Origin of the sequence: Cupriavidus sp. SK-4, from assembly GCF_000611125.1 — a bacterium.
GTDB lineage: Bacteria > Pseudomonadota > Gammaproteobacteria > Burkholderiales > Burkholderiaceae > Cupriavidus > Cupriavidus necator.
Map to the genome: position 1 here is coordinate 1 of NZ_JFJW01000098.1, position 25,681 is coordinate 25,681.

Below are 25,681 nucleotides of genomic sequence, written 5' to 3' on the forward strand. Positions count from 1 at the left end.
CCGCCGCCCCCGCGGAAGCCGCCGCCGCACCGGCCGCACCGGTGCCCAACAAGGGTGACACCGCCTGGCTGCTGGTCTCCACCGCCTTCGTGATCCTGATGACGCTGCCCGGCCTGGCGCTGTTCTACGGCGGCCTGGTGCGCTCCAAGAACATGCTGTCGGTGCTGATGCAATGCCTGGTGATCTTCTCGCTGGTGGCGCTGCTGTGGGCGATCTACGGCTACAGCTTCGCCTTCACCGAGGGTAACGCCTTCTTCGGCGGCACCGACCGGCTCTTCATGAAGGGGCTGACGGTCGAGGCCGTGGCCGCCACCTTCAGCAAGGGTGTGGTGGTTCCGGAACTGGGCTACTTCGCCTTCCAGTGCGCCTTCGCCTGCATCACCTGCGGCCTGATCATCGGCGCCTTCGCCGAACGCGCCAAGTTCTCGGCCGTGCTGGTGTTCGTGGTGCTGTGGTTCACGTTCTCCTACATCCCGATGGCGCACATGGTCTGGTTCTGGCCGGGTCCGGACGCCTACACCGACGCTGCTGCCGGCGCCGCCGCGACCGCCAAGTCGGGCTGGCTGTTCCAGAAGGGCGCGCTCGACTTTGCCGGCGGCACCGTGGTGCATATCAACGCCGCCGTGGCTGGCCTGGTGGGTGCCTATATGTTCGGCAAGCGCATCGGCTTCGGCCGCGAGGCGATCCGTCCGCACAGCCTGACTTTCACCATGGTCGGCGCCTCGCTGCTGTGGTTCGGCTGGTTCGGCTTCAACGCCGGCTCGGCCCTGGAAGCCAACGGCTCGGCCGCACTGGCCTTCGTCAACACGCTGCTGGCCACCTGCGCCGCGGTGCTGGCGTGGACCTTCGGCGAGTGGATCGGCAAGGGCAAGCCGTCGATGCTGGGCGGTGCCTCGGGTGCGGTGGCCGGCCTGGTGGCGATCACCCCGGCTGCCGGCTTCGTCGGCCCGATGGGCTCGATCGTGATCGGCCTGATCGCCGGCCTGCTGTGCCTGTGGGGCGTGACCGGCCTGAAGCGCATGCTGGGCATGGACGACTCGCTGGATGTGTTCGGCGTGCACGGCGTGGGCGGCATCGTGGGTGCGCTGCTGACCGGCGTGTTTGCCGCGCCCAGCCTTGGCGGCACGGGCATCTACGACTACGTGGCCAACAAGGTGGCGGACGACTACTCGATCGCCGGCCAGCTGTGGATCCAGTTCGAAGGCGTGCTGACCACCGTGGTGTGGTCCGGCGTGGTCGCCTTCGTGGCCTACAAGCTGGTGGACATGCTGATCGGCCTGCGGGTGCCGGAAGACGAAGAACGCGAGGGCCTGGATATCACCTCGCACGGCGAGACCGCGTATGAAGTCTGACCGCAAAAGTGTTGTGCTGGAGAGCTGATTGGGAATCTTCTCTCAGGAGTTTTCGCCCGGCCGCGTGCCGGGCTTTTTTCTCTCCGGCATTGCCTGCGATTGCAGACATTTGGCAGTCAGCCGTGGCCGGACCACGCCTGCTGCGAATGCTTCTGGAGGGCTTGCGTGGCTTCCTGCAAAACCCGCCAGCCGAGTGCCGGCAAGGGCTGGCCGGCGATCCCCCCGCGCTCTGCGCGGGTTTTTCGCAAAGTGCTTAACTCCGATCTTAAAAAGCTTCAATTGTCTTTAATGTGCGGGGCACATACATTGCCAGTGAGGCAGTTTCCTCCACCTGCAGAACGCTCCCCGTATCTGTCAGGCCATTTAAGAGCGCGGCATCGCCGCGCTTTTTTTTGCCTGTGCGGCCGGCTCTTTATTTCGCGCCACCCATCCCCATATCGTTATCCCTCAGGCCCGGCCATGCATATCCTTATAAGGGGTGTGCCAGCGCCTGGTTGGCCGTTCCTCTACAATCGGGGCGAACGATTAAGACGACGATTTATAGGATGGATATGGTCCCGCATCTCATCACCGCGCTGAACGGTCCGCTGCTCGAACTGGAAAAGAAGATCCTGGACGCCACGCCGTCCATCGAGCGCTGGTTCAGGCTGGAATGGCAGGAGCATACCCCTCCGTTCTATTGCTCGGTGGACCTGCGCAACGCCGGCTTCAAGCTGGCGCCGGTCGACACCAACCTGTTCCCGGGCGGGTTCAACAACCTGGCCCCGGAAATGCTGCCACTCGCGGTGCAGGCGGCGATGGCGGCGATCGAGAAGATCTGCCCGGACGCCAAGAACCTGCTGCTGATCCCCGAGCGGCATACCCGCAACATGTTCTACCTGCAGAACGTGGCGCGGCTGTCGCTGATCATGCGCCAGGCGGGCCTGAACGTGCGCCTGGGCTCGCTCTCCGAGGAAATCACCGAACCGACCCCGATCGAGCTGCCCGACGGCCAGACCCTGGTGGTCGAACCGCTCGCGCGCCTGGGCACCAAGGGCCGCCGGCTGGGGCTGAAGGACTTCGACCCCTGTTCGATCCTGCTGAACAACGACCTGTCGGCCGGCATCCCGCCGATCCTGGAAAACATCAACGAGCAGTACCTGCTGCCGCCGCTGCACGCCGGCTGGTCCACCCGCCGCAAAAGCAGCCACTTCGCCGCCTATGACGAGGTGGCCAAGAAGTTCGCCAAGCTGATCGACATCGACCAGTGGATGGTCAACCCGTACTTCGCCCGCTGCTCCGGCGTGGACTTCCACGAGCGCGTGGGTGAGGAAGAACTGGCCGACGCGGTCGAGGGCGTGCTCAAGAAAATCGCCAAGAAGTACCGCGAATACGGCATCAAGGAAACCCCATATGTGGTAGTCAAGGCCGATGCCGGCACCTACGGCATGGGCATCATGACCGTGCGCGACCCGTCCGAGGTCAAGGGCCTGAACCGGAAGGAGCGCAACAAGATGAGCGTCGTCAAGGAAGGCCTGGAGGTCAGCGATGTCATCATCCAGGAAGGCGTGCACACCTTCGAGAAGGTCAATGAAGCGGTGGCCGAGCCGGTGGTGTACATGATCGACCGCTACGTGGTCGGCGGCTTCTACCGCGTGCACACGGGCCGCGGCAACGACGAGAACCTGAACGCGCCGGGCATGCATTTCGTGCCGCTGGCGTTTGCGCCCAACGGCATCCCGGACAGCCACGCCAAGCCTGGCGCCGCCGTGCCGAACCGCTTCTATATGTATGGCGTGGTGGCCCGGCTGGCACTGCTGGCGGCGTCGCTGGAACTCGAGAAGACCGACCCGAACCCGATTATCTGAGCCGCCATGCGCATCCTCTTCATCACCGATCCGCTGGAGACCTTCAAGACCTACAAGGACTCCACCTACGCCATGATGACCGAGGCCGCCGCGCGCGGCCACGAGTTGTACTGGTGCCTGCAGCCGCAGCTGGCGCTGTCCGGCCGCACGGTCGAGACCGTGGCCACGCGCCTGCACCTGACCGGCGAGACCAGCGACGCCGACCACAGCGCCTGGTACCGCGAGGGCAACAGCGCGCTGGAGCCGCTGTCGGCCTTCGATGCGGTGCTGATGCGCAAGGACCCGCCCTTCGACATGGAGTACGTCACCAGCACCTGGCTGCTGGAGCTGGCCGAGTCGCAGGGCGCACGCGTGTTCAACAAGCCGCGCGCGATCCGCGACCATTCCGAGAAGCTGGCCATTGCCCAGTATCCGGAATACATCACCCCGACCCTGGTCACGCGCGACCTGGCACGCATCCGCGACTTCCACGCCGAGCACCGCGACATCATCGTCAAGCCGCTGGACGGCATGGGCGGCATGGGTGTGTTCCGCGTCGGCGCGGACGGCATGAACCTGGCCGCGATCGTCGAGACGCTGGGCCACGACGGCGCCCGCACGCTGATGGTGCAGCGCTATATCCCGGCGATCAAGGACGGCGACAAGCGCATCCTGCTGATCGGCGGCGTGCCGGTGCCGTATTCGCTGGCGCGCGTGCCGATGGCCGGCGAGGTGCGCGGCAACCTGGCTGCCGGCGGCACCGGCCGCGCGCAGGAACTGAGCACCCGCGACCGCGAGATCGCCGAAGCACTGGCGCCGGGGCTGTGGGAGCAGGGCCTGCTGCTGGTGGGCCTGGACGTCATCGGCGACTACCTGACCGAGGTCAATGTGACGAGTCCGACCTGTTTCCAGGAGATCACCCAGCAAACCGGCTTCCATGTCGCGGCGATGTTCATCGACGCACTGGAGCACGCCGTGGACGCTGCCGGCCGCTGAGCCTGGCCGGCAGCGGGAGCGCGGGGGCCGCCTGCTACAATCGGGGCAATCCAACGGATTCACCATCATGGCAGGCATTCTGATCATCGCGCACACGCCGCTGGCTTCGGCCCTGCGCGATTGCGCCGCCCACGTCTACTGCGGCCAGCCGCAGCGGCTGGAAGCCATCGACGTCCTTCCCGATGCCGACCCCGCCGTCGTGCTGGCCGAGGCCAGGCGCCGGCTGGCGGCCATCAGCGAAGACAATGGCGCGCTGGTCCTCACCGATATCTTCGGCGCCACCCCCGCCAATATCGCCGCACGCCTGGCCGAGCCGGGCCGCGTGCGCGTGCTGGCCGGCGTCAACCTTCCCATGCTCGTGCGCGCGATCTGCTACCGGGGCGAAAAGCTCGACCAGCTGGCCACCAAGGCCCTGGCCGGCGGCTCGCAGGGTGTGCTGCAGGTCGGCACCACGACTGTCCAGAACCAAACCGCAAACCATCCCGACAAATATGCTGCAGAGGGACACCACCATCATCAATAAGCTCGGACTGCATGCCCGCGCGTCCGCCAAGCTGACCCAGCTCGCCGGCAACTTTGTCAGCCAGGTCAAGATGTCCCGCAATGGTCGCCAGGTCGACGCCAAGAGCATCATGGGCGTAATGATGCTGGCCGCCGGGATCGGCTCGACGGTGACCCTCGAGACCGAAGGCCCCGACGAGCAGGAGGCGATGGATGCGCTGCTGGCGCTGATCGCCAACCGCTTTGGTGAGGGAGAGTGAGGCCGGCGGCCTCGACCCGAATTCTTAAACGTTCCTGACGGAGCGGTACATGCCTTTCGCCCTGCACGGCATCCCGGTCTCGCGCGGCGTCGCCATCGGGCGCGCGCACCTGCTTGCGCCCGCGGCGCTGGACGTGTCGCACTACCTGGTCGATGAAGACCAGCTCGACGCCGAGGTCGAACGGCTGCGCGCCGCGCGCGCCGCGGTGCGGGCGGAACTGGCCGCGCTCAAGCGCGACCTGCCGCGTGATGCGCCCGAGGAGCTGGGCGCGTTCCTGGACGTGCACGCGATGATCCTCGACGACGAGGCGCTGGCGCGCGAGCCCGAGGCCCTGATCCGGGGCCGCCGCTACAACGCAGAGTGGGCACTTACCACGCGCCTCGAAGAGCTGATGCGCCAGTTCGACGAGATCGAGGATGAATACCTGCGCGAGCGCAAGACCGATATCCGGCAGGTGGTCGAGCGCATCCTGAAGGCGCTGGCCGGGGCCCCGGTGCTGGTGCCCGCGCCGGTGCCGGCGCTGGCCGCCGACGGCGAGGCCGCGACCGGGGTGATCGTGGTGGCCCACGATATCTCCCCGGCCGACATGCTGCAGTTCCGCCATACCATCTTCCACGGCTTCGTCACCGACATGGGCGGACGCACCTCGCATACCGCCATCGTCGCGCGCAGCCTGGACATCCCGGCCGCGGTCGGCGTGCAGAGCGCGAGCGAGCTGATCCGCCAGGACGACTGGATCATCATCGACGGCGATGCCGGGCTGGTGATCGTCGACCCGACCGCCATCATCCTGGAAGAGTACCGCCACCGGCAGAGCGAGCGCGCGCTGGAAAAGAAGCGCCTGCAGCGGCTGCGGCATACCCCGGCGGTGACGCTGGACGGGCTGGAAATCGACCTGCTGGCCAATATCGAGATGGCCGAGGACGCCGGCGCGGCGCTGTCGGCCGGCGCGGTCGGCGTGGGCCTGTTCCGTTCTGAATTCCTGTTCATGAACCGGCGCGACGAGCTGCCGGGCGAGGACGAGCAGTTCCAGGCCTACCGCGGCGCGGTCGATGCCATGCACGGACTGCCGGTGACCATCCGCACCATCGACATCGGCGCCGACAAGCCGCTCGATGCCCGCGGCGACGGCCGCAGCGATGAATTCGAGACCGCGCTGAACCCGGCGCTGGGCCTGCGCGCGATCCGCTGGTCGCTGTCCGAGCCGGGCATGTTCCTGACCCAGCTGCGCGCGCTGCTGCGGGCTTCGGCCTTCGGCCCGGTGCGGCTGCTGGTGCCGATGCTGGCGCACGCCAGCGAGATCGACCAGACCCTGGCGCTGATCGCCAAGGCCAAGCGCCAGCTCGACGAGCGCGGCGAGGCCTACGATCCGGGCATGAAGGTCGGCGCCATGATCGAGATCCCGGCGGCGGTGCTGCTGCTGCCGCTGTTCCTGCGCAAGATGGACTTCCTGTCCATCGGCACCAACGACCTGATCCAGTACACGCTGGCCATCGACCGCGCCGACAACGCGGTGGCGCACCTGTTCGACCCGCTGCACCCGGCGGTGCTGCAGCTGGTGGCGCGCACCATCCGCGAGGCCAACCGCGCCGGCGTGCCGGTGGCCGTGTGCGGCGAAATGGCGGGCGACCCGTCCATGACCCGGCTGCTGCTGGGCATGGGGCTGCGCGAGTTCTCGATGCACCCGGCGCAGCTGCTGCGGGTCAAGCAGGAGATCCTGCATGCCCACTGCGAACGGCTCGAGCCGCTGGTCGACCAGGTCCTGCAGGCCTTCGATCCGGAAGAGCAGGCGACCGCCCTGCGGCAGCTGGCACGACCCTGAAGCCATCAGGGTTTTCTGATGCGGCAAGGCGGCTGGTGCAGCACTTTCGTGAGTCGGAAAGTGCCGCCTCAGCCGCCTTCTTTTTGCGTCCTGTGGCGTCTACCCGACCTCTCCCGATGTGGCTTAATGGGAATTGTTATCATTATTGATCTCTGATATTCTGACGTTCATTCGCAGTGGCATGCCGGTGCCACGCGCCCCACAGGAGGGAGTTGTGTACGTCTGTATCTGCAACCAGATCACCGATCGTGAGATTCACGGTGCCGCGCACCTGGGCATCGAAACCCTCGACGAACTGGCCGAAACGCTTGGCGTCGGCACGTGCTGCGGCCGCTGCCGCGAGTGTGCGCACCAGGTGTTGCAGGAAGGTGTGGCGGCGGTGCGCAACGTCACCGTGGCGACCCTCGCCAACATCCAGGTTGTGGAGATTTCTTCCTGTTCCGCATCGGGCCCATGTACCATAATGGACACTCGGGACCCGGCAGTCGCGAACGACCAGCGCAAGGCGCTGGTGGCCTGAACGCGCCCATGAACTGAAGATCCAGTTCACGGCGCGCTTTTGCGCTTTTTCCTTTTTCACTGACTGCACGGCGCCATCGGCGCCGTTTCGTGTTTTTGCGCGGGCCCGATGCAACAGGAGCCGCCAATGAAAGGTGACAAGAAGGTCATCCAGCATCTGAACGCCCAGCTCAAGAACGAGCTGACCGCGATCAACCAGTATTTCCTGCACGCCCGCATGTATCGCCACTGGGGCCTGAAGAAGCTCGGCGAGGTGGAGTACAAGGAATCGATCGGCGAAATGAAGCACGCCGACCGCCTGATCGAGCGCATCCTGATGCTGGACGGTCTGCCCAACCTGCAGGACCTGCACAAGCTGCTGCTCGGTGAAGACACGCCCGAGATGCTCAAGTGCGACCTGAAGCTCGAGCAGACCGCGCACGCCACCGTCAAGGAAGGCATTGCCTACTGCGAATCCGTGGGCGATTACGTCAGCCGCGAAATCCTGGTCGATATCCTCACCGATACCGAGGAACATATCGAATACCTGGAAACGCAGCTGGACCTGATCGACAAGGTCGGGCTGCAGAACTACCTGCAGTCGCAGATGGAGCCGGGCGAGCAATAAGCCGGTCTCCGGCGTGGCCGCTCTTCATGAGCGGCCCGCCCCAGCGCGCGGCGCCATTCGGCACCGCCTTGTTGCTCGCCTGTTGGCAGTAACCCTTCTCATTCCGATTCCTGTTCTTTATCCAGGCGTCCCTGGCGGGCAAAGGCTCCTGTCCCGCCACGGCGCCGCGCGGAGATTACCCTAACCAATGATGTGCCCTGACACCGCGGACTTCCGCACCCTGTTCCTCAGCGGCGTGGCCATGCTTGACGTGCGCGCGCCGCTGGAATTCGCGCGCGGGGCCTTCCCCGGCGCGGTCAACCTGCCGCTGATGGACGATGCCGAGCGCCATGAGGTGGGCCTGTGCTATGCGCAGAAGGGCCAGCAGGCGGCAATCGAACTTGGCCACCAACTGGTGGCCGGGCTGCGCAAGGCGGCGCGGATCGCAGCCTGGGCGGAGTTTGCGCGCGCGCATCCGGACGGCTACCTGTATTGTTTCCGCGGCGGGCTGCGCTCGCAGCTGGTGCAGCAGTGGCTGCACGCGGCCGGTGTCGATTACCCCCGCGTGACCGGCGGCTACAAGGCCATGCGCGGCTTCCTGATCGAGACCACCGATGCCGCGGCGGCACAGCAGCAGTGGTTCGTGCTGGGCGGCCTGACCGGCAGCGGCAAGACCGATGTGCTGGGCGACGTTTCCGCCGCGATCGACCTCGAAGGCCATGCGCGGCACCGCGGCTCGGCGTTCGGGCGGCGCGCGCTGGCGCAGCCGCCGCAGATCGATTTCGAGAACGCGCTGGCCATCGACGTGCTGCGGCATATAGACGCAGGCTGGCGCGCGCTGGTGGTGGAGGACGAAGGCCGTTTCATCGGCAGCCGCGACGTGCCACAGGCGCTGACGCAGCGCATGCATGCCAGCCCGCTGGTGTGGCTGGAAGCGTCGTTCGACGAACGCGTGGAGCGCGTGCTGCGCGACTATGTGCAGGGGCTGGCGGCGGAGTTCATCGCCGAGAAGGGCAGCACGGAAGGCTTCGAAGCCTACGCCACGCGTCTGCGCGAGGCCATGGCCGGGATCTCGCCGCGGCTGGGCGGCGCCCGTTACGGCAAGCTGTCAGCGTTGCTGGACCAGGCGCTGGCGCAGCAGGCGGAGCGGGGCGAGGTGGATCTGCACCGCGGCTGGATCGCCGTGCTGCTGCGCGAGTACTACGATCCTATGTACGCCTTCCAGCGCGAGCAGCGCGAAGCGCGCATCGTCTTTCGCGGCGACCGCGCCGCCGTCACCGACTGGCTGCGGGCGCACACGGCGCAGCGGGACTAGCCCTCCGGATTCAGTGCCCGGCGCAGACCGGGCAATCCGGCGTACGCGCCAGCCGCATCGTGGTCCATTCCATCGACAGCGCATTGACCATCAGCAGCCGGCCCGCCAGGCTCTCGCCGACGCCCGCGAGCAGCTTGAGCGCCTCGGCCGCCTGCACCGTGCCGACCATGCCGACCAGCGGCGCGAACACGCCCATGGTGGCGCAGGCCACTTCCGGCGCGGGTTCGGCCGGCGGGAACAGGCAGGCGTAGCAGGGCGCGTCGGGCTGGCGCCGGTCGAACACGCTGATCTGGCCATCGAAGCGCAGCGCCGCGCCTGACACCAGCGGCACCTTGTGGCGCACGCAGGCGCGGTTGACTGCCTGGCGCGTAGCGAAGTTGTCGCAGCAGTCGAGCACCACGTCGGCCGTGGCGACGAGCTGGGCAAGCTCTGCATCGCCCACGCGCGCGGGCACCGTCACGATCTCCAGCCCCGGGTTGATGCGCAGCATGCCTTCGCGCGCCGAATCCACCTTGGGCCGGCCCACGTTGGCGGTGGTGTGGATGATCTGGCGCTGCAGGTTGGTCAGGTCGACTTCATCGTTGTCGACCACCGTGATGCGGCCCACCCCGGCCGAAGCCAGGAAGGGCAGCGCGGCCGCGCCCAGGCCGCCGGCGCCGATCACCAGCGCATGGCCGGAAAGCAGGCGCCGCTGGCCCTCGATGCCGAGCTCGTCCAGCAGGATGTGGCGCGAGTAGCGCAGCAGTTGTTCGTCGTTGAGGCCGTCGTCGCTCATGAGGTAATCCCTCGAGTGCTGAAGGGGAGGGCGGTTTTGGGTGCTCCAAAGCCGCCCGAGCTAGCCCAAGCAAGGTGTTCTCCCTCTCCCCTCAGGGGGAGAGGGTTGGGGAGAGGGGTGGACTAGCAAGGAACCACTTCAAGCGAAGCCAAGGGTGTTAACCCACCGCCCTCAGCCTTTGACGCTCCTGCCCTCTCCCCCTGCCCCTCTCCCGCAAGCGGGAGAGGGGAGCAAAACCGGCCGCCTGACTAAAGCTTCAGGGTTTCAGGGAGCCTTGCCCGTCGGCGTGCCCAGCGGCTCGCCGATCGGGGCGCTGGCCGGCGGCTGCTTGCCGGGCGCCGGTGCCGCCGGCTTGGCTGCCGGTGCGCTGGCGCCCTTGGCGCCGCTCTTGCCCGAGGGCTTTGCCGCCTTGCCGTTGTCGGCCGGCGGATTGGTTTCCAGCTTCGACTTGGAGCGCTTGACCGGCTGGCCGTTGAGCTGGGCGATGGCCTGCTGCAGCATGAAGTCGTCGGCGGTACCGAATTCCACCGGCTTCTTGCGGCGATCCTTCTCGCGCTCTTCCGGTGACTTCTTCGCGTTTTCTTCTTCCAGGCGGCGCAGCTCATCCACGCGGCGCTGCTCGCGCTCGGTCATTTCCGGCTGTTCCGATTCCTGCTTGTTGTGCAGGTGGCGCTCGGTGTCGATCTCGCGCGTGATCAGCGCGTCGTCCGGATCGCCTTCGGGGTTCTGGTCGACCGGGATGTCCGGACGGATGCCCTTGGCCTGGATCGACTTGCCGCTCGGCGTGTAGTAGTACGCGATGGTCAGCTTGATGCCGGTGTCGTTGGTCAGCGGGCGCACGGTCTGCACCGAGCCCTTGCCGAAGGTGGTCTTGCCCATGATCTGAGCGCGGTGATGATCCTGCAGCGCGCCCGCCACGATTTCGGAGGCCGAGGCCGAATAGGCGTTGGTCAGCACCACCATCGGAATCTTCTTGTAGAGCGCGGGCAGGTCCTTGAGCGGATCGTCTTCCAGCGACGACAGGCGGTAGTTGTTGTACGTCGCCTTGTACACGCGCTTGGCATCGGGCACCTGGCCGTTGGTGGACACCACCGTGGCGTCTTCCGGCAGGAAGGCCGCGGCCACGCCGACCGCGCCCTGCAGCACGCCGCCGCCGTTGTTGCGCAGGTCCAGCACCAGGCCCTTCATGTTGGGGTTCTTCTGCGCCAGCTCGGCCAGCTTGCGGGACAGGTCGGCGATGGTGCGTTCCTGGAAGCTGGTCAGGCGGATCCAGCCGATATTGTTGTCCAGCATCTTGGCCTTGACCGACTGCACGCGGATCTCGGCGCGCGTGATCGAGACCGGGAAGGTGCGTTCCTCGCTCTTGCGGTAGATGGTCAGCGTGACCTTGGTGCCGGGCTCGCCGCGCATGCGCTTGACCGCCTGCTCCAGCGGCAGGCCGCGCACGGGCTTGTCGTCGATGCGGGTGATCAGGTCGCCCGGCTGGATGCCGGCGCGGAAGGCAGGGGTGTCCTCGATCGGGTTGATCACCTTGACCAGGCCTTCTTCCTGCGAGATCTCGATGCCCAGGCCGGCAAAGCGCCCGCGCGTGCCTTCCTGCAGTTCCTTGAAGTCTTTTTCGTCGAGGTAGGACGAATGCGGGTCGAGGCTGGCGACCATGCCCTTGATGGCTTCGGTCAGCAGCTTCTTGTCATCGACCGGCTCCACGTACTCGCGCTTGATCTGGCCGAAGATATCGGCCATCAGCCGCAACTGGTCAAGCGGCAAGGGCCCCGATGAATTCTGGGCGGTCGCCGAAATCTGCAGCGTGGCGAGCACGCCGGCGACGAGACCGACAGAAACTAGGCTGATGTTCTTGAGCGTCTTGCGCATGAGGGCTGCCTGAACGTGTACTCGAAGTACTGGTGTACGGTAGGGGGATTATGCCGGCTGCGGCCGCCCGGCGCCGAGCGGTTTGTCCGACAGTATAAGTGCGAGTGGTGAAAAGGGCCTGTCCCGTCCCGGCTCAGGGTGGGCGGCCGCACATCCGCGCGCGGCCGCCCGGGCCGGCTTCAGCGTGCCTTGCCCTGGCTGGCGACGGCCGCCAGCGAGGCGGCGATGGCGTCCTGGTCACCCAGGTAGTAGTGGCGCAGGGGGCGCAGGTCGGCGTCCAGCTCATAGACGAGCGGGGTGCCGTTGGGGATATTGAGTCCGACGATATCGTCATCCGAGATCTGGTCCAGGTATTTCACCAGCGCGCGGATGCTGTTGCCATGGGCGGCAATCACCACGCGCTTGCCGGATTGGATGTCGGGGGCGATGGATTCGTTCCACAGCGGCATCACGCGGGCCACGGTGTCCTTCAGGCACTCGGTCAGCGGAATCTCGTTGCGCGGCACATTGGCGTAGCGCGGATCGTCGTACGAGGCACGCGGATCGGTGGGCTCCAGCGCGGGCGGCGGCGTGTCATAGCTGCGGCGCCACACCAGCACCTGCTCGTCGCCGAACTTGGCGGCGGTTTCTGCCTTGTTCAGGCCGGCCAGCGCGCCGTAGTGGCGCTCGTTCAGGCGCCATTCGTTGCGTACCGGGATCCACATCAGGTCCATTTCATCCTGCACATGCCACAGCGTGCGGATGGCGCGCTTGAGCACCGAGGTATAGGCCACGTCAAAGCCCAGGCCGGCTTCCTTGAGCAGCTTGCCGGCCTGGCGCGCCTGGTCGGCGCCGGTTTCGGTCAGGTCGACGTCGACCCAGCCGGTAAAGCGGTTTTCAAGGTTCCACGTGGATTCGCCGTGGCGGATGAGGACGAGCTTGTACATGCTGCTGCTTCCAGAGAGTAGGTAACCTGCATGCGTCCGCGCCGTCACCTGGAGGGGGCCGATGGGTTCCTTGTGGACATCCCATGTCTCAGACAGGCGACAATGGCGGATGGCCATGCGACGGCAGGGCCTGGACGCCAAACCGCGTATTTTATAATGCCGCCGACCCAACCTACCGGAATGCCAACGTGAATTTCTTCGCCGACTACAACAACCTCGCTCTGATCGCCCTTGCCGTGGTCTCGGGCGGCCTGCTGGCCTGGCCCTCGATCTCGCGCAGCACCCGCGGCAAGACCGTCAATACGGCCGCCGCGACCCAGCTGATCAACAAGCGCGGCGCGGTCGTGGTCGATATCCGCGAGCCCGCCGAGTATGCCAAGGGTCACCTGCCGCAAGCCAAGAGCGCGCCGCTGGCTGACCTGCCCTCGCGCGCGGCCGGCCTTGCAAAGGACAAGGCTGCCCCCATCATCGTCGTGTGCCAGACCGGCCAGCGCTCGGGCAAGGCCCAGGCAGCGTTGAAGGAAGCCGGTTACAGTGAGATCTACGCGCTCGAGGGCGGCATCGCCGCCTGGCAGCAGGCAGGCCTGCCGCTGGTGAAGTAATTCCGGGCAGCACCGCCGTATCCGTCACAGCGCGCCCCCGGCCAGGCCGGGTCGCGCGCGCATTGCATTCAAGGAGAACCCGCATGGCCCGTGTCGTCATGTACAGCACCGTGGTGTGCCCGTATTGCCTGATGGCTGAACGCCTGCTCAAGTCCAGGGGCGTGGAAACGATCGAGAAGGTCCTGATCGACCGCGAACCCGGCAAGCGTGAAGAGATGATGGCCCGTACCGGTCGCCGCACCGTGCCGCAGATCTACATCGACGAGACCCATGTGGGCGGCTTCGACGACCTCTCGGCGCTGGACCGCCAGGGCGGCCTGGTGCCGCTGCTGGCCGCCTGAGCCGGTTGCACCGGCGCTGGCGCGCGGAATCGTCTGATTCCGCGCCGCGCTGGTTCCGGCATACCCCCGGCGCGGGTGAATTCGCCACCCGCGTCATGTACCATATGCGTTTTCCAAGCGGGCACCGGCCAGCCAGCCTTGCGCCTTGCAAGGGCTGCAGCCGCCGCGCCCGATGCACATCCAGCCCATCCTCCCGGAAGCCTTTCATGAGCGACCAGCAAAACACCCAGCAGGACGATCAACCCTTCTTCAACATCCAGCGCGTCTACCTGAAAGACATGTCGCTGGAGCAGCCCAATTCGCCCGGCATCTTCCTGGAATCGGAAGCCCCGTCGGTGGAAGTGCAGGTCAACGTCGGCGCTTCGCAGCTGCAGGAAGGGATCTTCGAAGTGGTGGTGACGGGCACCGTGACGACCAAGGTGCAGGACAAGGTTGCCTTCCTGGTCGAAGCGCACCAGGCCGGCATCTTCGATATCCGCAACGTGCCGGTGGAGCAGCTGGACCCGCTGCTGGGCATCGCCTGCCCGACCATCCTGTACCCGTACCTGCGCGGCAATATCGCTGACGTGATCACCCGCGCCGGCTTCCAGGCCATCCACCTGTCGGAAATCAACTTCCAGGCGCTGTATGAGCAACGCCTGCAGGCCGCCATGGAAGAAGCCCAGGGTGCCGAAGGCGGCAACAGCGGCATCGTGATGCCCGACGGCAGCCAGGCCCGCCACTGATTCCGGCGTCCTGAGCCATCATCGAAACGGGGCTGCGGCCCCGTTTTGCCTTTGGGCTACCATCGACTGCGTCCATCCTCGGATCGAGCTGCCATGAAACTGACCTTCCTCGGTGCCGGTGCCTGGGGCACCGCCCTCGCCAGCCATGCCGCGGCCACCAATGACGTGGTGCTGTGGGGGCGCGAGCCTGCCCAGCTCGCCGCCATCGCCGCCACGCGCGAGAACGCTGCCTACCTGCCGGGCGTGACGCTGTCCGAGCGGCTCGCGGTGCAGGCCGATTTCGAGCTTGCGGTGGCGCACGCCGCGGACGATCCGGACGGCATCGTGGTGGTGGCCACGCCAGTGTCGGGCCTGCGCGAGATGACGCGCCGGCTGGCCACGCGCAGCGCGCGGCCGGTGTCGATGCTGTGGCTGTGCAAGGGCTTCGAGTCCGGCACGCACCTGCTGCCGCACCAGATGGTGCGCGCCGAGCTGGATGCCGCCGGCCGCACTGAGGGCTTCGACTACGGCGTGCTGACCGGTCCGAGCTTCGCACGTGAGGTGGCGCTGGGGCTGCCGTGCGCACTGACGGTGGCGGGCAGCGTGCCGTCGCTGGCGGAGCGCGCGCAGCGGGCCTTTCACCACCACGCGATGCGCATCTATGGCAGCGACGACCTGACCGGCGTGGAAGTCGGCGGCGCGGTCAAGAACGTGCTGGCGATTGCCACCGGCGCCAGCGACGGCCTGGGGCTGGGCCTGAACGCGCGCGCCGCGCTGGTGACGCGCGGGCTGGCCGAGATGACGCGGCTGGGCCTGGCGCTGGGCGGGCGGGTCGAGACCTTCATGGGCCTGGCCGGCGTGGGCGACCTGATCCTGACCGCCACCGGCGACCTGTCGCGCAACCGCAAGGTTGGGCAGCAGCTCGCGGCGGGGCAAAGCCTGGACCAGATCCTGGCCGAACTGGGCCATGTGGCCGAGGGCGTGCGCTGCGCCCAGGCCGTGACAGAGCTTGCCTCGGCTAACGGTGTCGAGATGCCGATCGCGCGGGCGGTGTGCGGCGTGCTGTTCGACGGCCTGAGCGCCGCCGATGCGGTGGCGCAGCTGCTGCAGCGCGACGCACGCGACGAATGACTATCCGCGTACCCACCTTCTGATCCTCTGCACCGCATGCCCACACGACGACAAGCGCTGATCGCGCTGGCTGCCGCCTGCGCCGCCGGAACTTCCGGCAGCGTCTTCGCTCAACCCTGGCCCGCGCGCCCGATCCGCATGGTGGTGCCGTTCCCGCCGGGCTCGTCGCCCGACCTGATCGCGCGCATCGTGACCGAAAAGCTGGCCGCCGCGCTGGGCCAGCCGGTGGTGGTGGAAAACCGTCCCGGCGCCGGCGGCAATATCGGCACCGGCATGGTGGCGCGCGCCGCCCCCGATGGCTATACGCTGCTGTTCACCATCAACGGCCCGCTGGTGACCGCGCCGACGCTGTCGCGCAACCTGAACTACGACCCGTTCCGGCAACTGGCGCCGGTCACGCTGGTGGCGACCTCGCCCAACGTGCTGGTGGTGGATGCACGCCTGCCGGTGCACAACCTGCGCGAGTTCGTCGCGCTGGCACGGTCGAAGCCGGCTGAGCTGAACTATGGCTCGCCCGGCAACGGCAGCGCCTCGCACCTGGCGATGGAGCAACTGAAGGCGATGGCGGGCATCGACCTGCAGCACGTGCCGTACCCCGGCTTCCCGCAGATCACCACGGCGATGGTGGGCGGGCAGGTGCAGGCCGGCTTCATGGTGCCGGCGATCGCGATGCCGCAGGTCAACGCGGGCAAGCTGCGCGTGCTGGCCGTGACCACCACGGGGCGCACTGCGGTGTTGCCGTCGGTGCCGACGGTGGCGGAATCCGGCTACCCGGGCTTCGAGGCGATTTCCTGGCAGGCGGTGCTGGCGCCGGCGGGCACGCCGCAGGCTGTGATCGACCGGCTCTACCGCGAGCTGGTGGCGATCATCGGCAGCGCCGACGTGCGCGACAAGATGCGCGCGCAGTATTTCGTGCCGGCCGGCACCGCGCCGGCCTCGCTGCGCCAGACCATGGTGAGCGAGAAGGCACGCTGGGACAAGGTGATCCGGGCGGCCGGCGTGCAGCCGGAGTAGGCGCTGGCCGGGCGGCTCAGCTGCCGCCTTCGAACCCGTTCTGGCGCCACGCCTCGAACACCACCACGGCGACCGTGTTCGACAGGTTCAGGCTGCGGTTGTCGGGCCGCATAGGCAGCCGGATGCGCTGCGCGGGCGGGAACCAGTCGCGCCGCTCCGGTGATAGCCCGCGCGTTTCGGAACCGAACACGAACCAGTCGCCGGGGCGGAACGCCACCTGGCCAAACGGCGTCGAGCCGCGCGTGGTCAGCGCGAACATGCGCGCCGGGTCGGGCTGCTCGCTGGCCATCAGCGCGTCCCAGCTTTCATGCACGCGCATGGTGGCGTACTCGTGGTAATCCAGCCCCGCGCGGCGCATGCGCGCGTCTTCCAGCGGAAAACCCAGGGGTTTGACCAGGTGCAGCTGCGCGCCGGTGTTGGCGCACAGGCGGATCACATTGCCGGTATTGGGCGGGATTTCCGGTTCGACCAGGACGACGTTGAACATGATGCGGGGGATGGCGGGCGCGCTGCGCCCTTCGTCAGAACGGTGCGCAGCTTACCGCGCGCACCGGCCACTGTCATCCAAGTGCTACGGCGTGCGCAGCGCGACGATCACGCTGACGCGGGCCGCGCCATCCGCCTTGAGCACGCTGGCGGCCTCGTGCAGGGTGGCGCCGGAGGTCATCACATCGTCCACCAGCGCCACGTGCAGGCCGTCCAGCCGCACGGCGCGCGCCAGCCTGAAGGCGCCGCGCAGGTTCACCTGCCGGGCGGCCAGGTCCAGCGCGCGCTGGCTGCCGGTGTCGCGCTGGCGCTGCAGCAGCACCGGGTCGGCGCGCAGGCCCAGGTGGCGCGCCAGCGGCCGCGCGATTTCCCAGGCCTGGTTGAAGCCGCGCGCGGCCAGCCGCTGCGGTGACAGCGGGATCGGCACCAGCAGGTCGGGCGCGGGCTGTCGGGCCCAGGCCCCCTGCAGTCCCGCGGCCAGCCTGGCCGCGAGCCAGCCCGCCAGCGGCAGGGCGTGGCCGAACTTGAGCGCCAGCACCAGCTGGTCCTGCGGCGAAGCGTAGTCGCCCAGCGTGTGGGCATGGTCGTAGGCCGGGGGCGATGCCGCGCAGGCCGGGCAGTTGAATTGGCGCCCCAGCGCCAGCGCGCAGGCTGGGCAGCGCCGCACCGGGCGCAGCAGGTCGGTGGCACAGGGCGCGCAGACCACCTGCCGCTGCGCCGCGCCGCACAGCGCGCAGGCGCTCGGCAGCAGCAGTTCGCCGGCGCCGGCCAGCACCTTGCCGGCGGCGCCGGCAGCCAGCGCGGCGCGCGCGTATACTTGCCGTCCGGCCGCGGCCCATCGGGCGCGGCGGCCGCATTCATCCGGCGCCCGGGCCTGATCCTGTATCTGTCCCCGCGCCGGTTCCTGGTTTTCTTGCTGCCCTGTCTGCCCGTGTCCCTGCATGCCGCTGATTCTCCCGATGCCTTCCTGCCGCCCGCGCGCCTGACCCGGCTCGCCTTCGACCGGCGCAGCCGCGGCTTCGGCCAGCTGGACTTCCTGCTGGGCGAGATCGGCCGCCGCATGCAGGAGCGCATGGAAGTGATCCGCCTGGCGCCGCAGCGCGCGCTGGATATCGGCTGCGGCCACGGCCAGGGCCTGGCCGGGCTGCGCGCGCGCTTCCCGGATGCGCAGATTGCCGGGCTGGACATCTCCGGCGCGATGCTGGCCGAGGCCGGCCAGCGCGACCCGCAGCGCCGGCCCGGCTGGATCGGCCGCATGCTGGGCAAGCGGCCGCTGTTTGACCTGGTCCAGGGCGATCTTGCCACACTGCCTTTTGCGCCCGCGAGCTTCGACCTGCTGTGGTCCAACCTGGCGCTGCACTGGCATCCGGAGCCGCACCGCGTGTTCCCGGAGTGGCACCGCGTGGCGCGCGACGAAGGTCTGGTGCTGTTCTCGCTGTTCGGCCCGGACACCCTGAAGGAGCTGCGCGCGGCCTTTGCCGAAGTCGACCATGCACACCATACGTTGCGCTTTGTCGACATGCACGATATCGGCGACATGCTGGTGCACAGCGGCTGGTCCACCCCGGTGATGGACATGGAGACGCTGACCGTGACCTACGAGTCCCCCGCCACGCTGCTGCGCGAGGTGCAGGCCTTCGGCGGCCTGCGCGCGCCGGCCGGGGCGCTGCCGCAGGGCCTGCGCGGCCGCGGCTGGTACCAGGCGCTGGCGCAGGCGCTGGAGCGGCGGCGCAACACCGACGGCGTGATCCCGCTGACTTTCGAGATCGTCTACGGCCACGCCTGGAAGCTGGCCCCGCGTGGCGGCCAGGCGCTCGACGACCAGGGCCGCGCGGTGGTGCCGCTGGACCAGATCGGCCGTGCAAGGCCGCGTCGGACAAGTTAAAACAGAGTTAACTTGCGCCGGTGCGGGATTGCCGCAAACATAGCGCCGGCGCGGCGGGCAGGGCGATGGCGGGGCCCTTCCCTATGCACAGAATCAAGCGGTGCGCAAGCCGTCCGGTCAAGGCGTGCCCTTGTCCGTGTATGGGAAGCGCCCTATAATGCGCCAGTTTGTCGCAGTGGTCCCCTGGCACAAGAACGTCCTGGTTTTGCACTTGCACTGTGCGGCCCGGACGCCATCGTCCCGGGTGTGCATCCGATGCAGAGTGGTTGGCGATGCAAGACTTGGGTATCGCATTCCAGACGGCAGGTGGTGACTCCGGCGGAAATCTCGACGGACCTCCCCCCGCGCCCCACGACTGGCTGATGAAGCGGAATTGCTCGCTGAGTCCACGCCAGGTCGGCTGGTTTTACCTCTCGATCCTCACGGTTTCGCTTGCCATCGCGTTGTTTTTTGCGTGGCAAGGGTCCTGGCTCGTGCTGCCGTTTGCCAGCATCGAGTTGATCGGGCTGGGGATCGCGCTGCTGGTGTATGCGCGCCATGCGACGGACTATGAGCGCGTCAGCATTACCGACGGCACGCTGGTCGTGGAGACAGCCAGCGGCACAAAGGTGACGCGCCAGGAATTCAACCCGCGCTGGGTGCGGGTCGAACTGGGTGAATCGTTCCGCGCGCTGGTGACGCTGCGCTCGGGCGGACGTGAGGTACAGGTGGGGTGTTACGTGGACCCGTACCGGCGACGCAAGTTCGCGCAGGAGCTCGCAGCGGCCTTGCGCCGCCTCTGAGAGGCGGCGGTGGCGGCGGCGAGGACAGATTTGAATCTGTAAATTGGGTAGATAACAAATGAAAATGTGGAAGAAGGCATCCGCAGTTTGTCTGGCCGGCGCGTCCCTGCTTGCCAGCCAGGCGGCGTCCGCGGTCAGCGACATGCCGGGCGGCCCCGCCGTGCGCCAGCTCAACCTGACCGAGCCGGTTACCAAGATTGCCGAACAGATTCACTGGCTGAACTGGATGATGCTGATCATGTGCACCGTGATCTTCGTCGCGGTGTTCGGCGTGATGTTCTATTCCGTCTTCAAGCACCGCAAGGCCAAGGGTGCCAAGCCGGCCTCCTTCCACGAGAGCATTACGGTCGAAGTGATCTGGACCATCGTCCCGTTCATCATCGTGATCGCGATGGCCCTGCCGGCGACCAAGACCGTGGTGGCGATGAAGGACACCACCAACTCCGACATCACCATCAAGGCCACCGGCTACCAGTGGAAGTGGGGCTATGACTACCTGAAGGGCGAAGGCGAAGGCATCTCCTTCGTGTCGACCCTGACTACCCCGCGCGAGCAGATCAACAACGAGCAGCCCAAGTCGAACACCTACCTGATGGAGGTGGACAACGAGCTGGTCGTGCCGGTCAACAAGAAGATCCGCATCGTCACCACTGCCAACGACGTGATCCACGCCTGGATGATCCCGGCCTTCGGCGTCAAGCAGGATGCGATCCCCGGCTTCGTGCGCGACACCTGGTTCAAGGCCGAGAAGATCGGCGTGTACCGCGGCCAGTGCGCCGAGCTGTGCGGCAAGGAACACGCCTTCATGCCGATCGTGGTGCGCGTGGTCTCGGACGCCGACTACACCAAGTGGGTCGACGGCAAGAAGAAGGAGCTGGCGGCCAAGGCCGACGATCCCAACAAGACCTGGACGCTGGACGAGTCGAAGGTGCGTGGCGAGAAGGTCTACGCGGCCAACTGCGCGGTCTGCCACCAGCCCAACGGCAAGGGCGGCGGCGCGTTCCCGGCACTGGACGGCTCCAAGCTGGTCAATGGCCCCAAGGCCGGCCAGATGCACATCATGCTGGAAGGCAAGGCTGCCATGCCGTCGTGGAAGCAGCTCTCGGACACCGAGCTGGCCGCGGTCATGACCTATACGCGCAACGCCTGGAGCAACAAGACGGGTGAAGTGGTCCAGCCGAGCGACTTCGTGGGTGCCCGTGCGGGCAAGTTCCCCGAGGGCGGCGGCGCGGCAGGCGGCGCAGCGCCGAAGGCCGAAGCCAAGCCGGCCGACAAGGCTGACAAGCAGGCCAGCCTCGCGGGCAACCGCGTCGCGGGCTGACCCGCTGAAGACAGAACAGGATTAGAGGAGCATTTGCGATGAGTACTGCTACCCCGGACGCGCTCGCCCATCCGCACGACCATGCGCATGACGACCACGCGCACGACCACCCGCATGGCTGGCGCCGCTGGCTGTTCGCGACCAACCACAAGGACATCGGTACGCTGTACCTGCTGTTCTCGTTCATCATGCTGCTGTCGGGCGGCTTGCTGGCACTGCTGATCCGCCTGGAGCTGTTCGAGCCGGGCCTGCAGTTCTTCCGCCCCGAGCTGTTCAACCAGTTCACCACCATGCACGGCCTGGTGATGGTGTTCGGCGCGATCATGCCGGCCTTCGTCGGCTTCGCCAACTGGATGATCCCGCTGCAGATCGGCGCGTCCGACATGGCGTTCGCGCGCATGAACAACTTCAGCTTCTGGCTGATGCCGCCGGCCGCGCTGCTGCTGGCCGGCTCGTTCCTGGTCCCGGGCGGCGCCACCGCCGCCGGCTGGACCCTGTACGCGCCGCTGTCGGTGCAGATGGGCCCGGGCATGGACATGGCCATCTTCGCCATGCACATCATGGGCGCGTCGTCGATCATGGGCTCGATCAACATCATCGTGACCATCCTCAACATGCGCGCCCCGGGCATGACGCTGATGAAGATGCCGATGTTCTGCTGGACCTGGCTGATCACCGCCTACCTGCTGATCGCCGTGATGCCCGTGCTGGCCGGCGCCATCACCATGGTGCTGACCGACCGCCATTTCGGCACGAGCTTCTTCTCGGCCGCCGGTGGTGGTGACCCGGTGATGTACCAGCACATCTTCTGGTTCTTCGGCCACCCCGAGGTGTACATCATGATCCTGCCGGCGTTCGGGATCGTCTCGCAGGTGGTGCCGGCGTTTGCCCGCAAGCGCCTGTTCGGCTACAGCTCGATGGTGTACGCCACCGCCTCGATCGCCATCCTGTCGTTCATCGTGTGGGCCCACCACATGTTCACGACCGGCATGCCGGTGACCGGCCAGCTGTTCTTCATGTACGCGACCATGCTGATCGCGGTGCCCACCGCCGTGAAGATCTTCAACTGGATCGCCACCATGTGGCGCGGCTCGATGACGTTCGAGACCCCGATGCTGTTCTCGATCGGCTTCATCTTCGTGTTCACCATCGGCGGCTTCACCGGCCTGATGCCGGCCGTGGCCCCGATCGACATCCAGCTGCAGGACACCTACTTCATCGTGGCGCACTTCCACTATGTGCTGGTGGCCGGCTCGCTGTTCGCACTGTTCGCGGGCTTCTACTACTGGGGTCCGAAGTGGAGCGGTTTCATGTACAACGAAACCCGCGGCCAGATCCACTTCTGGGGCTCGATCATCTTCTTCAACGTCACCTTCTTCCCGATGCACTTCCTGGGTCTGGCCGGCATGCCGCGTCGCTATGCCGACTACCCGACCCAGTTCGCGGATTTCAACGCGATCGCGTCGATCGGTGCGCTGGGCTTCGGCCTGATGCAGGTGTACTTCTTCTTCTTCGTGGTGCTGCCGTCGTACCGCGGTGGCGAGAAGGCCGCCGACAAGCCCTGGGATGGCGCCGAGGGCCTGGAGTGGACCGTGCCGTCGCCGGCGCCGTTCCACACCTTTGAAGTTCCCCCGCAGGTCCGCTAAGGCGCGGCCAGCGTAATCAGGCAGCGGGAGGCGGCAGCGTCCGCCTCCCGCGCCGGCAGGCAACAGAAGCAGCTATGCAGTCTCCAGACAAAAGCCCATCACGCCCGGACCAGAAGGCCGCCAACCGGCGCCTTGGCCTGATCCTGCTGTCGATCGTGGTGGTTTTCTTTCTGGGGTTCTTCGCCAAGATGATGTTTCTTGGCTGAGGCGGCAGGGTAGCGAGATGAGCATCGACCAGCAGGCTGGCAGGGAAGCGGACAAGCGGTTCAACCGCGGCATGATGCTGCGCCTGGTCGTGATCGTGGCCGTGATGTTCGGCTTCGGCTATGCGCTGGTGCCGCTGTACAAGAAGATCTGCGAGATCACCGGCATCAACGTGATCACCACGCGCGAGCTGCACGGCGCGGTGAAGAACACGCAGATCGACAAGAGCCGCACCATCACGGTGGAGTTCGACTCCAACGCGCGCGGGCCCTTCGCCTTCCGGCCGGTGAAGAACAGCATGGAAGTGCACCCGGGCGAGATGGCGACGATCGTCTATGAGGTGGCCAACGGGCAGCCGCGCGATATCTCGGCGCAGGCCATCCCGAGCTACGCGCCCAAGCAGGCGACCCAGTATTTCATGAAGCTGGAGTGCTTCTGCTTCAAGCAGCAGACGCTCAAGGCGAAAGAGGCGCGCGAGATGCCGGTGGTGTTCGTGATCGATCCCGCGCTGCCCAAGGATGTGAAGAATATTACGCTGTCGTACACCTTCTTCGAGGTGGGTGCGCCGGTGGCGCAGGCGCCCGAGGGTCAGCTGGCGCCGCAGCCGGCACCGGCCGGCAAAGGCATCTGAGGCGGCCGCGGTGCATGCCGGGGCTGAGGAGGGCGGGCAATGGATGAGATGAAGGACGCGGTCAAGCGCAAGATGTCGTTCGGGCAGACCATGCGCGCGGTGCTGTGGTCGTTCATCGGCCTGCGCAAAGGCGCCGAGCACGAGCGCGACATGGCCCGGCTGAACCCGGTGCATGTGGTGATCGCCGGAGTAATCGCGGCGGCCATCTTCATCGCGGTGCTGATCGTCATCGTGCGCACCGTGGTGGGACAGGCAGCGGGATAGCAGGGCAGGAAGGGTAGACAACAAAAGCAGTCGCAGAACAAAGCAACCGCGGCGGCGGGGTTGGCCCAGAGGAGGGGGCGGCCCGCAGTGCCAAAGCGCGGATCACGAATACTGAATCAAAGACTCTGAGCTGGAGATAAAAGAATGAGTGCGAATCGCGCAAACGCTCCGTACTACTTCGTACCGGGCCCGTCGCGCCACCCGATCACGGCAAGCTTCGGCCTGCTGATGACGGGCGCGGGTGCCGCCGGTTGGGTAAACGGGCAGCCCTGGGCGCCGTACCTGTGCGGCTTCGGCCTGCTGTGGTTCCTGTTCGTGCTCAAGAGCTGGTTTGGCGACGCCATCAGCGAGTCCGAAGGCGGCATGTACGGCAAGAACATCGACCTGTCGTTCCGCTGGTCGATGGGCTGGTTCATCTTCTCGGAGGTGATGTTCTTCGCGGCCTTCTTCGGCGCGCTGTTCTATGCCCGCACCATCGCCATGCCGTGGCTGGGCGACCTGAACAACAAGATCCTGTGGCCCGACTTTGCCGCGGTGTGGCCCAACACCGGCCCGGCCGGCGTGGTGGAAAGCTTCCAGACCATGGGTCCGTGGCCGATCCCGACCATCAACACCGCGCTGCTGCTGATGTCCGGCCTGACGCTGACCTGGGCGCACCACGCGCTGCTGGCCGGCAAGCGCAGCCAGCTGATCCAGGGCCTGTCGCTGACCATCCTGCTGGGCGCGGTCTTCATGTGCTTCCAGGTGTACGAGTACATGCACGCCTACTCGGAACTGAACCTGAAGCTGACCTCGGGCATCTACGGCTCGACCTTCTTCCTGCTGACCGGCTTCCACGGCTTCCACGTGACCATGGGCGCGATCATGCTGGCCGTGGTGCTGGTGCGCGTGCTGAAGGGCCACTTCACGCCTGACCACCACTTTGCATTCGAAGGCGCTGCCTGGTACTGGCACTTCGTTGACGTGGTGTGGCTGTTCCTCTACGTCGTGGTGTACTGGCTGTAAATCCGGCTGCCGTACCCGCCGGCGCGCCCCTCGGGGGGCGCCGGCGTCAACGCAAAAGAGAAACGCCGCAGGAGGTTGTCCAGCCTGCGGCGTTTGTCTTTTGCGGGCCTGCTGCCCGCGTCCTGGCGTTCAGGGCGCCATGCGGATGCCCGTGCTGTGGATCCAGCCCATCCAGTTCGAGAACAGGATGAACAGGAACAGCGCCACCGAGAAGCCGACGCGCAGCATCAGCGAGCGCATCATGTTGGGCGTCGTGCCGCGGTCGCGCATCATGAAGAACAGGGCGGAGGCCAGGCTGGCGATGATCAGGATGAAGGCAACGATGATGACAAAGCGCATGGCGGGGCAGGTCGGGGCCAGGAGCGACGGAAAGACCCATTATCGCACCGGCCCGCGTTGCGGTCCCGCCTGGCGATGACGGTGCGCCGCTGGTTCAGCCCGCTGCCGCTGGCCGCCGCGCTGGTGGTGATCGCCGTGACCTGCGCGCTGGGCAACTGGCAGCTCAACCGCGCGCACGACAAGGAGGCGCGCGCGGCGCGGCTGCAGGCGCTGTCGGCGCAGCCGCCGGTGGTGCTGGGCACGGCCCCGCTGCCGCAAGTTGTGACCGACCGCACGGTCCGCGTGACCGGGCGCTTTGACACGGCCCGCACCGTATTGCTGGATAATCGCCCCCACGGCAATGGCAGCAGCCCCGGGGATAGCCGCGCCGGCTTCCTGGTGCTGACGCCGCTACGGATTTCAGCCGCCTCGCCGGCGCCCGCAGGTGCCGCCGGCGCCATGCAGGCGGTGCTGGTGCTGCGCGGCTGGCTGCCGCGCGATGCCCAGGACCGCACCCGGATTGAGCCGTTCCCCACGCCCGAGGGCGAGGTAACGATCGAAGGCACGGCACTGGCGGCCGTGCCGCGGGGCTATAGC

General features: G+C 66.9%; 29 protein-coding genes. 23 read left to right on the plus strand and 6 right to left on the minus strand.

All coding sequences use genetic code 11. From position 1 onward, the window contains the following. The 9 genes from CF68_RS21030 to mnmH all read left to right on the plus strand — a co-directional run. On the plus strand, nucleotides 1-1,352 hold a 1,352-nt coding region (locus CF68_RS21030; RefSeq protein WP_035822523.1), incomplete at its 5' end, for an ammonium transporter. 551 nt (nucleotides 1,353-1,903) lie between these two features. After that, a complete protein-coding gene (gene gshA, locus CF68_RS21035; RefSeq protein WP_035822526.1) occupies nucleotides 1,904-3,199 on the plus strand; it encodes a glutamate--cysteine ligase in 1,296 nt (431 codons plus the stop codon). A gap of 6 nt (nucleotides 3,200-3,205) precedes the next feature. Continuing rightward, nucleotides 3,206-4,174, plus strand: coding sequence for a glutathione synthase (gene gshB / locus CF68_RS21040; protein ID WP_035822528.1), 969 nt, complete (start codon nucleotides 3,206-3,208; stop codon nucleotides 4,172-4,174). Between the two features lie 67 nt (nucleotides 4,175-4,241). Then, nucleotides 4,242-4,697, plus strand: a complete 456-nt coding sequence (locus CF68_RS21045) for a PTS sugar transporter subunit IIA (protein ID WP_035822529.1) — start codon at nucleotides 4,242-4,244, stop codon at nucleotides 4,695-4,697. Next, a complete protein-coding gene (locus CF68_RS21050) occupies nucleotides 4,666-4,935 on the plus strand; it encodes an HPr family phosphocarrier protein (protein ID WP_018310542.1) in 270 nt (89 codons plus the stop codon). Before CF68_RS21045 ends, CF68_RS21050 begins: the two co-directional genes overlap by 32 nt. 49 nt (nucleotides 4,936-4,984) lie before the next feature. Continuing rightward, complete coding sequence (gene ptsP, locus CF68_RS21055) at nucleotides 4,985-6,757, plus strand: phosphoenolpyruvate--protein phosphotransferase (protein ID WP_035822531.1); 1,773 nt, start codon at nucleotides 4,985-4,987, stop codon at nucleotides 6,755-6,757. A gap of 214 nt (nucleotides 6,758-6,971) precedes the next feature. Next, the gene (locus tag CF68_RS21060; protein ID WP_010814836.1) at nucleotides 6,972-7,277 is read left to right on the plus strand and encodes a (2Fe-2S)-binding protein; all 306 of its coding nucleotides are present in this window, start codon (nucleotides 6,972-6,974) and stop codon (nucleotides 7,275-7,277) included. A gap of 126 nt (nucleotides 7,278-7,403) precedes the next feature. Then, nucleotides 7,404-7,883 (plus strand): bacterioferritin, encoded by a 480-nt coding sequence (gene bfr, locus CF68_RS21065; protein WP_035822533.1) that lies wholly within the window; start codon nucleotides 7,404-7,406, stop codon nucleotides 7,881-7,883. Between the two features lie 190 nt (nucleotides 7,884-8,073). After that, nucleotides 8,074-9,177 carry a tRNA 2-selenouridine(34) synthase MnmH gene (mnmH, locus tag CF68_RS21070; protein ID WP_035822802.1) on the plus strand — a complete coding sequence of 368 codons (1,104 nt, stop codon included), beginning with the start codon at nucleotides 8,074-8,076 and terminating at the stop codon, nucleotides 9,175-9,177. A gap of 10 nt (nucleotides 9,178-9,187) precedes the next feature. Here mnmH and CF68_RS21075 read toward each other — a convergent pair whose 3' ends face one another. From CF68_RS21075 to gpmA, 3 genes are all read right to left on the minus strand, one after another. Continuing rightward, on the minus strand, nucleotides 9,188-9,952 hold the full coding sequence (locus CF68_RS21075) for a molybdopterin-synthase adenylyltransferase MoeB (protein WP_035822535.1): 765 nt from the start codon (nucleotides 9,950-9,952) through the stop codon (nucleotides 9,188-9,190). A gap of 264 nt (nucleotides 9,953-10,216) precedes the next feature. Then, nucleotides 10,217-11,824, minus strand: coding sequence for a S41 family peptidase (locus tag CF68_RS21080; protein ID WP_035822537.1), 1,608 nt, complete (start codon nucleotides 11,822-11,824; stop codon nucleotides 10,217-10,219). 179 nt (nucleotides 11,825-12,003) lie between these two features. After that, on the minus strand, nucleotides 12,004-12,750 hold the full coding sequence (gene gpmA, locus CF68_RS21085; RefSeq protein WP_035822540.1) for a 2,3-diphosphoglycerate-dependent phosphoglycerate mutase: 747 nt from the start codon (nucleotides 12,748-12,750) through the stop codon (nucleotides 12,004-12,006). A 188-nt stretch (nucleotides 12,751-12,938) separates the two neighbouring features. Here gpmA and CF68_RS21090 point away from each other — a divergent pair, with 188 nt between their 5' ends. The 5 genes from CF68_RS21090 to CF68_RS21110 all read left to right on the plus strand — a co-directional run bounded on the left by CF68_RS21090 (nucleotide 12,939) and on the right by CF68_RS21110 (nucleotide 16,542). After that, nucleotides 12,939-13,352 (plus strand): rhodanese-like domain-containing protein, encoded by a 414-nt coding sequence (locus CF68_RS21090; RefSeq protein ID WP_035822542.1) that lies wholly within the window; start codon nucleotides 12,939-12,941, stop codon nucleotides 13,350-13,352. A gap of 83 nt (nucleotides 13,353-13,435) precedes the next feature. Next, nucleotides 13,436-13,693, plus strand: coding sequence for a glutaredoxin 3 (gene grxC, locus CF68_RS21095; RefSeq protein WP_010814829.1), 258 nt, complete (start codon nucleotides 13,436-13,438; stop codon nucleotides 13,691-13,693). A 206-nt stretch (nucleotides 13,694-13,899) separates the two neighbouring features. Beyond that, nucleotides 13,900-14,418, plus strand: a complete 519-nt coding sequence (gene secB, locus CF68_RS21100) for a protein-export chaperone SecB (protein WP_010814828.1) — start codon at nucleotides 13,900-13,902, stop codon at nucleotides 14,416-14,418. 93 nt (nucleotides 14,419-14,511) lie between these two features. Then, nucleotides 14,512-15,528: an NAD(P)H-dependent glycerol-3-phosphate dehydrogenase gene (locus CF68_RS21105; protein ID WP_035822544.1), complete on the plus strand. Its 1,017-nt coding sequence runs from the start codon at nucleotides 14,512-14,514 to the stop codon at nucleotides 15,526-15,528. A gap of 36 nt (nucleotides 15,529-15,564) precedes the next feature. Beyond that, the gene (locus CF68_RS21110; protein ID WP_013955432.1) at nucleotides 15,565-16,542 is read left to right on the plus strand and encodes a tripartite tricarboxylate transporter substrate binding protein; all 978 of its coding nucleotides are present in this window, start codon (nucleotides 15,565-15,567) and stop codon (nucleotides 16,540-16,542) included. Between the two features lie 16 nt (nucleotides 16,543-16,558). On the opposite strand, the gene trmL is transcribed toward CF68_RS21110, so the two are convergent. Further along, entirely contained in the window at nucleotides 16,559-17,029 is a 471-nt protein-coding gene (gene trmL, locus CF68_RS21115) for a tRNA (uridine(34)/cytosine(34)/5-carboxymethylaminomethyluridine(34)-2'-O)-methyltransferase TrmL (RefSeq protein ID WP_018310528.1), read from the minus strand. 84 nt (nucleotides 17,030-17,113) lie between these two features. Continuing rightward, nucleotides 17,114-17,971, minus strand: coding sequence for a ComF family protein (locus CF68_RS21120; RefSeq protein ID WP_235205841.1), 858 nt, complete (start codon nucleotides 17,969-17,971; stop codon nucleotides 17,114-17,116). Between CF68_RS21120 and CF68_RS21125 the strand changes: the two genes are divergently transcribed. The 8 genes from CF68_RS21125 (at nucleotide 17,960) to CF68_RS21155 (ending at nucleotide 24,766) form a co-directional block, all read left to right on the plus strand. Next, nucleotides 17,960-18,913, plus strand: coding sequence for a methyltransferase domain-containing protein (locus CF68_RS21125; RefSeq protein ID WP_200872577.1), 954 nt, complete (start codon nucleotides 17,960-17,962; stop codon nucleotides 18,911-18,913). The genes CF68_RS21120 and CF68_RS21125 overlap by 12 nt on opposite strands. A gap of 272 nt (nucleotides 18,914-19,185) precedes the next feature. Continuing rightward, nucleotides 19,186-19,695: a DUF2244 domain-containing protein gene (locus tag CF68_RS21130; RefSeq protein WP_035822556.1), complete on the plus strand. Its 510-nt coding sequence runs from the start codon at nucleotides 19,186-19,188 to the stop codon at nucleotides 19,693-19,695. A 58-nt stretch (nucleotides 19,696-19,753) separates the two neighbouring features. Next, on the plus strand, nucleotides 19,754-21,016 hold the full coding sequence (gene coxB / locus CF68_RS21135; protein ID WP_035822559.1) for a cytochrome c oxidase subunit II: 1,263 nt from the start codon (nucleotides 19,754-19,756) through the stop codon (nucleotides 21,014-21,016). Between the two features lie 38 nt (nucleotides 21,017-21,054). Continuing rightward, nucleotides 21,055-22,662: a cytochrome c oxidase subunit I gene (gene ctaD / locus CF68_RS21140; RefSeq protein ID WP_010814820.1), complete on the plus strand. Its 1,608-nt coding sequence runs from the start codon at nucleotides 21,055-21,057 to the stop codon at nucleotides 22,660-22,662. Between the two features lie 74 nt (nucleotides 22,663-22,736). Further along, nucleotides 22,737-22,868, plus strand: coding sequence for a cytochrome oxidase small assembly protein (locus CF68_RS38540; protein WP_010814819.1), 132 nt, complete (start codon nucleotides 22,737-22,739; stop codon nucleotides 22,866-22,868). A 17-nt stretch (nucleotides 22,869-22,885) separates the two neighbouring features. Then, on the plus strand, nucleotides 22,886-23,497 hold the full coding sequence (locus tag CF68_RS21145) for a cytochrome c oxidase assembly protein (RefSeq protein WP_035822562.1): 612 nt from the start codon (nucleotides 22,886-22,888) through the stop codon (nucleotides 23,495-23,497). A gap of 39 nt (nucleotides 23,498-23,536) precedes the next feature. After that, nucleotides 23,537-23,761: a DUF2970 domain-containing protein gene (locus tag CF68_RS21150; RefSeq protein WP_035822565.1), complete on the plus strand. Its 225-nt coding sequence runs from the start codon at nucleotides 23,537-23,539 to the stop codon at nucleotides 23,759-23,761. Between the two features lie 144 nt (nucleotides 23,762-23,905). Then, a complete protein-coding gene (locus CF68_RS21155; protein ID WP_035822568.1) occupies nucleotides 23,906-24,766 on the plus strand; it encodes a cytochrome c oxidase subunit 3 in 861 nt (286 codons plus the stop codon). Nucleotides 24,767-24,895: 129 nt separating this feature from the next. On the opposite strand, the gene CF68_RS21160 is transcribed toward CF68_RS21155, so the two are convergent. Next, nucleotides 24,896-25,105 carry a twin transmembrane helix small protein gene (locus CF68_RS21160; RefSeq protein WP_035822570.1) on the minus strand — a complete coding sequence of 70 codons (210 nt, stop codon included), beginning with the start codon at nucleotides 25,103-25,105 and terminating at the stop codon, nucleotides 24,896-24,898. Between the two features lie 75 nt (nucleotides 25,106-25,180). On the opposite strand from CF68_RS21160, the gene CF68_RS21165 reads away from it, so the two are divergent. Further along, nucleotides 25,181-25,681: SURF1 family protein (locus CF68_RS21165; RefSeq protein ID WP_235205847.1), on the plus strand; the 501-nt coding region annotated here is incomplete at its 3' end.

Coding starts and splice junctions, on each gene's coding strand:
- CF68_RS21075 (WP_035822535.1), bottom strand. CDS start 9,952: ATGAGCGACGACGGCCTCAACGACGAACAACTGCTGCGCTACTCGCGC.
- CF68_RS21160 (WP_035822570.1), bottom strand. CDS start 25,105: ATGCGCTTTGTCATCATCGTTGCCTTCATCCTGATCATCGCCAGCCTG.
- ptsP (WP_035822531.1), top strand. CDS start 4,985: ATGCCTTTCGCCCTGCACGGCATCCCGGTCTCGCGCGGCGTCGCCATC.
- CF68_RS21050 (WP_018310542.1), top strand. CDS start 4,666: ATGCTGCAGAGGGACACCACCATCATCAATAAGCTCGGACTGCATGCC.
- grxC (WP_010814829.1), top strand. CDS start 13,436: ATGGCCCGTGTCGTCATGTACAGCACCGTGGTGTGCCCGTATTGCCTG.
- CF68_RS21150 (WP_035822565.1), top strand. CDS start 23,537: ATGGATGAGATGAAGGACGCGGTCAAGCGCAAGATGTCGTTCGGGCAG.
- CF68_RS21145 (WP_035822562.1), top strand. CDS start 22,886: ATGAGCATCGACCAGCAGGCTGGCAGGGAAGCGGACAAGCGGTTCAAC.
- gshA (WP_035822526.1), top strand. CDS start 1,904: ATGGTCCCGCATCTCATCACCGCGCTGAACGGTCCGCTGCTCGAACTG.
- bfr (WP_035822533.1), top strand. CDS start 7,404: ATGAAAGGTGACAAGAAGGTCATCCAGCATCTGAACGCCCAGCTCAAG.
- CF68_RS21045 (WP_035822529.1), top strand. CDS start 4,242: ATGGCAGGCATTCTGATCATCGCGCACACGCCGCTGGCTTCGGCCCTG.
- CF68_RS21120 (WP_235205841.1), bottom strand. CDS start 17,971: ATGCAGGGACACGGGCAGACAGGGCAGCAAGAAAACCAGGAACCGGCG.
- trmL (WP_018310528.1), bottom strand. CDS start 17,029: ATGTTCAACGTCGTCCTGGTCGAACCGGAAATCCCGCCCAATACCGGC.
- coxB (WP_035822559.1), top strand. CDS start 19,754: ATGAAAATGTGGAAGAAGGCATCCGCAGTTTGTCTGGCCGGCGCGTCC.
- mnmH (WP_035822802.1), top strand. CDS start 8,074: ATGTGCCCTGACACCGCGGACTTCCGCACCCTGTTCCTCAGCGGCGTG.
- CF68_RS21155 (WP_035822568.1), top strand. CDS start 23,906: ATGAGTGCGAATCGCGCAAACGCTCCGTACTACTTCGTACCGGGCCCG.
- CF68_RS21110 (WP_013955432.1), top strand. CDS start 15,565: ATGCCCACACGACGACAAGCGCTGATCGCGCTGGCTGCCGCCTGCGCC.
- ctaD (WP_010814820.1), top strand. CDS start 21,055: ATGAGTACTGCTACCCCGGACGCGCTCGCCCATCCGCACGACCATGCG.
- gpmA (WP_035822540.1), bottom strand. CDS start 12,750: ATGTACAAGCTCGTCCTCATCCGCCACGGCGAATCCACGTGGAACCTT.
- secB (WP_010814828.1), top strand. CDS start 13,900: ATGAGCGACCAGCAAAACACCCAGCAGGACGATCAACCCTTCTTCAAC.
- CF68_RS38540 (WP_010814819.1), top strand. CDS start 22,737: ATGCAGTCTCCAGACAAAAGCCCATCACGCCCGGACCAGAAGGCCGCC.
- CF68_RS21105 (WP_035822544.1), top strand. CDS start 14,512: ATGAAACTGACCTTCCTCGGTGCCGGTGCCTGGGGCACCGCCCTCGCC.
- CF68_RS21080 (WP_035822537.1), bottom strand. CDS start 11,824: ATGCGCAAGACGCTCAAGAACATCAGCCTAGTTTCTGTCGGTCTCGTC.
- CF68_RS21130 (WP_035822556.1), top strand. CDS start 19,186: ATGCAAGACTTGGGTATCGCATTCCAGACGGCAGGTGGTGACTCCGGC.
- gshB (WP_035822528.1), top strand. CDS start 3,206: ATGCGCATCCTCTTCATCACCGATCCGCTGGAGACCTTCAAGACCTAC.